We start from the raw sequence: 7,369 nt of genomic DNA, 5'->3' as shown, positions 1-7,369 counted from the left end.
ATAGTCTTTTATATCGTTTTTATAAAAGCAAACATATTTTATTTATTCATATTCACGTCTAACTTAAAAAGTTAAGTAGACAATACGTATTAATTACAATATATTATTATTTCATTTTTCAGACGCTTCAAAAGCAACACCGTGGTTTTCAAAATCATCAAAACAGATATATGATAAAACGTTTAGTTGATGTAAATAGTTAAATGTCCGCAATGAAAAAAGCCCTAATCACCGGACTCACCGGACAAGACGGTTCCTACCTAGCGGAACTATTAGTAGCAAAAGGCTACCAAGTATACGGTTTAGTCCGTCGTACTAGTACCAGTAATCTAGAACGTATCAGCCATCTCGCTGGAAATGTGGAAATTGTCTCCGGTGACTTATTAGACCAGTCCTCGCTGATGGATGTGATTAGCGACACTCAACCGGATGAAATTTACAACCTTGCTTCTCAAAGTTATGTCCCTTTATCTTGGACGCAACCTGCATTAACTGCGGAATATACTGCCCTTGGTGTATCGCGTTTGCTAGAGTCTATCCGTCGCTGTCAACCGGATGCGAGGTTTTACCAAGCTTCGAGTAGTGAAGTGTTTGGACAACCAGATGAGTCTCCACAAACGGAACGTACTGCTTTCCGTCCGCGCAATCCCTACGGTGTCGCCAAAGCATACGCACACTGGATGAGTGTTAATTATCGCCAACATTACAATCTTTACACTTGTTGCGGTATCACTTATACTCACGAATCTCCCCGTAGAGGTACGGAATTTGTATTTCGTAAAATTACAAACACTGCTGCTAAGATTAAACTCGGACTTGCAAAGGAGTTAAAGTTAGGTAATCTCGAAGCCCGTAGAGACTGGTGTTTTGCTAAAGACGCGGTGACTGCTATGTGGTTAATGTTACAGCAAGATACTCCGGATGATTACATTATCGCTAGTGGTGAAACTCATTCTGTTAAGGAACTTGTAGAATGTGCTTTTAGTTCTATAGGTTTAAATTGGCAAGATTATGTTTCTGTAGATCCGGAATTTTACCGACCAGATGAACCCGTGCAGTTAGTTGGTTCTATTGATAAAATGAAAACTCAATTGGGTTGGGAACCGGAATACTCGTTTGCACAATTGGTTGAGTCAATGGTTGATTACGATTTGAAGAAATTAACTGACAGCTCCATGTGAGGTTACAGTTTATATGTTTAAAGTTGTCATTGACGCTACTCCTATTGCTCCCAAACCGAGTGGAGTTGGCTTTTATGTTGCTAATTTAATCCGTGCTTTAGATAGTTTACAAGCACGGGAAAATTTTCAATTGGGGATAGCTTTTCAACCTGGATTAAAAAAATGGTTGCGTGGAGATTGGAGTTTTCCCGATTGTTTGCAGAGATATTCTGACTTACATTTTTTTCCTTTACCTGTGAGAATTTCTAATTTTTTATTATCTAGTAATGTTAATCCAGTTACATCCTATTTTGAAAAATATTTTGGCTATCCTAATTTAATTCACGGTACTAATTACTCGGTTTATCCCTGCAACAAAAGTTATAAAGCTATCAATTTATATGACTTAACTTTTATTAAGTATCCTCAGTATACCAACTCAGTTGTTGAAACATATACTGAAAAGGTGAAGCGGTGTTTACAGTGGACTGATATAGTTTTAACAATTTCTGAAAGTAGTAAGCAAGATATTATTGAATATTTGCAAGTAGATTCCAATAAAATTTTTGTGACACCTTTAGCTAGTCGCTATCATGATAATTTTTTATTGTCTGGAAGTGAGGAATTAACTAATAAAGTTAAATATGATTTCTCTCAACCTTATTTATTATTTGTCAGTACAATTGAACCTCGTAAAAATATTGCAGCAATAATTTCGGCTTTTAATTATTTAAAACAAAAATATAAAATTCCCCATAATTTAGTATTAATTGGTCAAAAAGGATGGCATTATGAATCAATATTTACAGCTATTGAAAACTCTGCTTATAAAAAACAAATTTATCACCTTGATTATTTATCAGATGAGTTAGTAGCGTTATTTTACGCAAAAGCAGATGTATTTGTTTACCCTTCACATTACGAAGGATTCGGTCTTCCGGTACTAGAAGCAATGACTTTGGGTACTCCAGTGGTGACTTCTAATACTTCCTCTTTACCAGAAGTTGCAGGAGATGCAGCTTTGTTAATTAACCCCGATGAGCCGATGCAGCTTGCAGAAGCTATTTTAAAATTTATTAGTGATTCCCAATTACGTCAAGAATTTATTAATAAAGGTAAGGAAAGAGCTAAAATATTTTCTTGGGAAAGAACGGCAATAGAAACTTTAAAAGCTTATAGAAGTATTGTTTAATGAATGTAAATACTTCACAATCTAGTAACCTAATAATTAATTTATCTATCCTTTTTTCTCAACCTACAGGGATAAGCAACTATGCTTTAAATCTTTTTCCCTATTTAAAATCTCTTCAACCAACCCTCCTCACTTCTCAAATATATCCCGAATTTGACTGTTACCCAGTACCAAATAATCTAACTCCTGCACAAGGTACAAAAGGGCATTTTAATCGTTTAATTTGGACGCAATTTCAACTACCAAAAATATATAAACAACTCGAATCAAAACTGCTGTTTTCCCCAATTCCTGAAGCACCGCTTAATACTAACTGTCGCTACATCGTCACTTTTCACGATGCAATTCCTCTACGTTTCCCCAAACTCTCACCGCTAACATACTATCACCGTTACTACGTTCCTCAAATACTCTACAAAGCAGAACATATTATTTGTAATTCTGAAGCTACAGCGAAAGATATTCATAATTTTTATAATATTCCCTACAGTAAGATTACTCCTATTCTCTTAGCTCATGATGCTCGTCATTTTCGACCTTTAGCTAACAGTAAAAAAGAAGGGAAAAAGCCTTATTTTATTTATTTAGGAAGACAAGATCCTTACAAAAACTTACATAGAATAATTTCGGCATTTGCTGAATTACCAAGCAATTTTGACTATGAATTATGGTTAGCAGGACCTAATGATAAGCGATATACACCTTTATTAAAAGCACAAATAAAAGAGTTAGGTATTGATGAGCAAGTCAAATTTATTAATTACGTTCCTTACAGCGAACTACCTAAAATTATTTTTCAAGCAATAGCATTAGTATTTCCTAGTTTATGGGAAGGTTTTGGATTCCCGGTGTTAGAAGCAATGGCTTGCGGAACTCCTGTTATTACTTCTAATATTTCCTCTTTACCGGAAGTTGCTGGAGATGCAGCAATTTTAGTTAATCCTTATGAAATTAAAGAAATTACTGAAGCAATGCGGTTAATAGCTACTGATGAGAAATTGCGAAATAGTTTATCTCAATTAGGAATAGAAAGAGCTAAAAAATTTAGTTGGGAAAAAACGGGGAACGCAACAGTAGAAGTTTTATCGCGGTTTATGTAAGAATAAAATTAAGAATATTCTTACTTACATCCCTAAAAATGAAGATTACATCCAAAGGACAGGTTACTATTCCCGTACACATCCGAGAAAAATTAGGCTTTGTACCAAATACAGATGTGGTATTTGAGGTTGTCGGAGACGCTTTGTATCTGAAAAAAGTAACGATTGAAACTAATCCTGGGAAAAACTTAATTACTGTGATGCAAGGTAAAGCAACTGTAAAAATGACAACAGAAGAAATTATGGGGCTTACTAGACAAGATGGATGAAAAATTTATATATTGCATAATACTAAAAATTAATATTTTCACTATAAAAAACTACGCTTCGGTTCTGACTGCAAACACTTGGTATTGAAAATGGTAAAATTAATATATAACTGCTATATAAATATTGTAAATGAACACATCAATAGAATTGCCTAGCGGAAAAATATTAAATATAGCTAGGTTTATTGCTCTGCTACCAGTTAGTAATATTACTGATAGCAATTACCAGTTAATTTTAGAAGGATACCCTAACCCGATTAATCTTGAATCATCGGATGCTGAGACTCTGAAAAAAATTTTAGAACTAGATAAAAATGTATCAGCATGGGATAAAGATAAGCAACTACAGAAAAATCAAAGAGCCATAGAAATTTTAAGAGAGCAAATAGAACATTATCAAAATATTCCTGAATCCGAATCTGTAGCAAGACAAGAACTATTTGAAAGTTTTAAACAAACAATAGATTCTCAACGTCCAGATGGACAAAAATTATATTCAGAATCATGATAGTTTTTATTGATTCAGGAGTATTAGGAATTCTTGCTAATCCAAATAAAAATGATGAAGTTATTGGTTGTCAAGAATGGCTTTACAGGTTACTTTCCCAAGGTGTGTATGTTTGTTCTTCTGAAATCTGTGATTTTGAAGTTAGAAGAAGTTTGATATTAGAATCTCATAAAAAACCCAATTTAAATAGCATTCCAAATTTAGATCGGCTTCAAGAAATTATTTCTTTTTTGCCAATCACATCAAAACTATTGAGAAAAGCATCTGTACTTTGGGCATCGGCTCGCAGTCAAGGTATACCAACAGCAGATAATAAAAGCCTTGATATTGATATAATCATCTGTAGTCATTGGCAAGAACTGCAAAAAGAATTTCCAGGTCGTTATATTGTAATAGCAACTACAAACGTCAAGCATTTAAGCCGCTTTAGCGAAGCTAATATTTGGATAAATATTCAGTTATAAGTTATTTAAGCTGAAAAGCAGCCTAAACAATTCGGCAAATTGGCAACTCAAACAAAATAAAACTATCTACAATCAACTGGAATCAATAGAAAAGTGGCATTACAGTAGCATTTAATAAGCTTCAATAACGTGCCGGTTTTTATAATTAACAGCCTTCATTATGTATGAATGAAGACATCGCAATCTCTTTAAAAAATGTCTCAAAGTGCTTCCAAAGGTATGCTCATCCAGTAGATAAATTAAAGGAAATTTTATTACCTGGTAAGAGTAGAACCTCGCAATTTTGGGCGCTCCAAGATGTTAATTTAGAGATAGAAAAAGGACAAACAGTAGGGATTGTTGGACGTAATGGTTCCGGTAAAAGTACGCTATTACAGATTATTGCAGGTACTTTAACACCAACCACGGGAGAGGTAGTTGTCAGGGGTAGGGTATCGGCACTTTTAGAACTTGGGAGTGGTTTTAATCCAGAGTTTACGGGTAGGCAAAATGTATTTTTCAACGCCAGATTGTTGGGGTTAACTCAACAGGAAATAGAAGACAAATTTGATGAAATTGCCGCTTTTGCGGATATCGGAGATTTTATCAAACAGCCCGTAAAAACTTATTCTAGTGGAATGTTTGTTCGCTTGGCTTTTGCAGTAGCGGTGAATGTTGAACCGGAAATTTTGATTGTAGATGAAGCATTAGCTGTGGGAGATATTGTATTTCAACATCGCTGTATGCGTCGAATGCGAAGCATGATGGATAGTGGTGTAACTACCTTATTTGTTTCCCATGATTCCGGTGCAATTAAAACGTTATGCAATTCAGCAGTAATGATTGATGCTGGGAAAATTTACGAGAAAGGTACTCCCAATGATGTCATTATCAAATACATGAAGTTGGTGACAGAAACTGAATTGGGATTGGTTACTCCGGATAAAGTTGATGATAATGTATGTCAAACTTCAAGCGAACCTTCTACGATCGCAATTCAGTCAACTCGTCGAGGAAGTCGAAAAGCATTAATTGAAAATGTAATGTTATTTAATAATTGCGGGGAGGAAGCAGAGAAAAGTCCGATTTTTGGATTCAACGAACAAGTTAAGTTACTTATAGAAGTACAAGTTTATCAACAGTTACAGGGTTGTATAATTGGCTTTTTCGTATGTGATAAAAACGGTAATGAACTGATTGGGAGTAATACGATTGAAGAGAATCAACCAATTAATAAATTATCATCAGGAACTAAATTGCAAGTTGAATTCACATTTAAATTGCCGTTGCGTCCTAGTTCCTATAGTTTGACAATAGCTGGTGCCGAAAACTATACAGCAATGACCTTTGATTGGATTGATAACGCGATAGTTTTTCAGGTATTACCACCAGATACGGGGAAGCGAATTCACGCTTTAGTCGATACACCGATCGGTGTAAGTGTATTACAGCAAAAACCAACAAAAGCAGGTGGGGTATGAATAGCGATCGCGAAAAAGATTATCCTCTATTAGCAAACCTGTCAGAAGCAGATTTAGATGATAATAGCAGCTTAAAAAAAATGTTGTCCTTGATCGGAGAAAACAAGCGGGTAATCGATTTTGGCTGTGCTACAGGTTATTTTGCTCGTTTACTTAGCGATAGAGGTTGTGAAGTTATTGGAGTGGAAATAAACTCTAAAGCTGCAAAAGTTGCTCAAAGGTATTGCGAGCAGGTTATTGTTGCGGATTTGGATTTTGTATCCTTAAATGATATTTTCTCCGAAAAACTATTGAAAAAGAAATTTGATGTAGCTGTATTTGGTGATGTTTTAGAACATCTCCGCAATCCTTGGCAGGTATTAAAAGAAACTCGCAAATTATTAAAACCTCAAGGATATGTCATTGCTTCTATTCCCAACATTGCTCATGGAGCAATTCGACTTGCTTTATTACAAGGAAAGTTTGAATATCAGACATTAGGTATTTTAGATAATACTCATCTGCGATTTTTTACGAATAAAACGGTTGAACAATTATTTGAAGATTCGGGATATCAAATAGATGTAATAGAGCGAACTAAATTACCTATATATTCTCATTCAAATTTAATTCCTGATATTGAAAAAAAACAATTTGACCGAAATATTACTCATGAAATCGAACAAGATCGAGATGCAGATACATTACAATTCGTTGTCCGAGCTTATCCGATTTCATTAGAAAGTAAATATGCAGCTTTACATAAACAGTATTTACAAGTTGCTGAACAATTGCATCAATCCGAAAGTCAGTTAGATAATCTACAGATAGAATTACAAGAATCAAAAAATCAGCTTCAAATTGAACATACTGAAATTTCGCGATCGCAAACTCAATTAGAGCAAACACAAGCGCAACTCCAAGAAGTACACACTCAGTTAGAACAAACTGAAGTTGAGTTTAAAGAAGCACAAAATCAACTTCAGAAAAATCAAATACAACTTGAAGAAACCCAAAATCAATTAAAACAAGAACAAACGCAATTACAACAGATACAGCAACAATGGGAAGACAGTCAAATTAAACTACAACAAGCGCACTCAGCATGGGAACATTGTCAGCAAATTATCAAAGCAATGGAAACCAGCAAATTTTGGAAAATACGTCAGACTTGGTTTCAAATCAAGAATTTTGCTCGCTGGAGAAATAATCAAGACTTTAGTTAAGGATGTTCAAG

Annotated in this window: 8 protein-coding genes; all 8 read left to right on the top strand. The window is 34.7% G+C overall.

Annotated elements, in window-relative coordinates; all coding sequences use genetic code 11:
• The first annotated feature begins 212 nt into the window (after nt 1-212).
• The 8 genes from VB797_RS08480 to VB797_RS08445 all read left to right on the top strand — a co-directional run bounded on the left by VB797_RS08480 (nt 213) and on the right by VB797_RS08445 (nt 7,358).
• Nucleotides 213-1,181, top strand: a complete 969-nt coding sequence (locus VB797_RS08480; RefSeq protein ID WP_323237234.1) for a GDP-mannose 4,6-dehydratase — start codon at nt 213-215, stop codon at nt 1,179-1,181.
• 13 nt (nt 1,182-1,194) lie between these two features.
• The gene (locus VB797_RS08475; protein WP_323237233.1) at nt 1,195-2,352 is read left to right on the top strand and encodes a glycosyltransferase family 1 protein; all 1,158 of its coding nucleotides are present in this window, start codon (nt 1,195-1,197) and stop codon (nt 2,350-2,352) included.
• Nucleotides 2,352-3,452 (top strand): glycosyltransferase family 1 protein, encoded by a 1,101-nt coding sequence (locus tag VB797_RS08470; RefSeq protein WP_323237232.1) that lies wholly within the window; start codon nt 2,352-2,354, stop codon nt 3,450-3,452. The genes VB797_RS08475 and VB797_RS08470 overlap by 1 nt, the downstream gene beginning before the upstream one ends.
• Before the next feature lie 38 nt (nt 3,453-3,490).
• The gene (locus VB797_RS08465; RefSeq protein WP_323237231.1) at nt 3,491-3,721 is read left to right on the top strand and encodes an AbrB/MazE/SpoVT family DNA-binding domain-containing protein; all 231 of its coding nucleotides are present in this window, start codon (nt 3,491-3,493) and stop codon (nt 3,719-3,721) included.
• Nucleotides 3,722-3,851: 130 nt separating this feature from the next.
• Nucleotides 3,852-4,229, top strand: coding sequence for a hypothetical protein (locus tag VB797_RS08460; RefSeq protein WP_323237230.1), 378 nt, complete (start codon nt 3,852-3,854; stop codon nt 4,227-4,229).
• Nucleotides 4,226-4,693, top strand: coding sequence for a type II toxin-antitoxin system VapC family toxin (locus VB797_RS08455; protein ID WP_323237229.1), 468 nt, complete (start codon nt 4,226-4,228; stop codon nt 4,691-4,693). Before VB797_RS08460 ends, VB797_RS08455 begins: the two co-directional genes overlap by 4 nt.
• 164 nt (nt 4,694-4,857) lie before the next feature.
• Nucleotides 4,858-6,153: an ABC transporter ATP-binding protein gene (locus tag VB797_RS08450; protein ID WP_323237228.1), complete on the top strand. Its 1,296-nt coding sequence runs from the start codon at nt 4,858-4,860 to the stop codon at nt 6,151-6,153.
• On the top strand, nt 6,150-7,358 hold the full coding sequence (locus VB797_RS08445; protein WP_323237227.1) for a methyltransferase domain-containing protein: 1,209 nt from the start codon (nt 6,150-6,152) through the stop codon (nt 7,356-7,358). The genes VB797_RS08450 and VB797_RS08445 overlap by 4 nt, the downstream gene beginning before the upstream one ends.
• The last annotated feature ends 11 nt before the right edge of the window (nt 7,359-7,369 follow it).

Source organism: Rivularia sp. UHCC 0363 (assembly GCF_034931125.1).
In the GTDB taxonomy this organism is placed as follows: Bacteria; Cyanobacteriota; Cyanobacteriia; order Cyanobacteriales; family Nostocaceae; genus Rivularia.
Note: the sequence above shows the minus strand (reverse complement) of the source record. Positions and strands in the feature narration are given on the sequence as shown.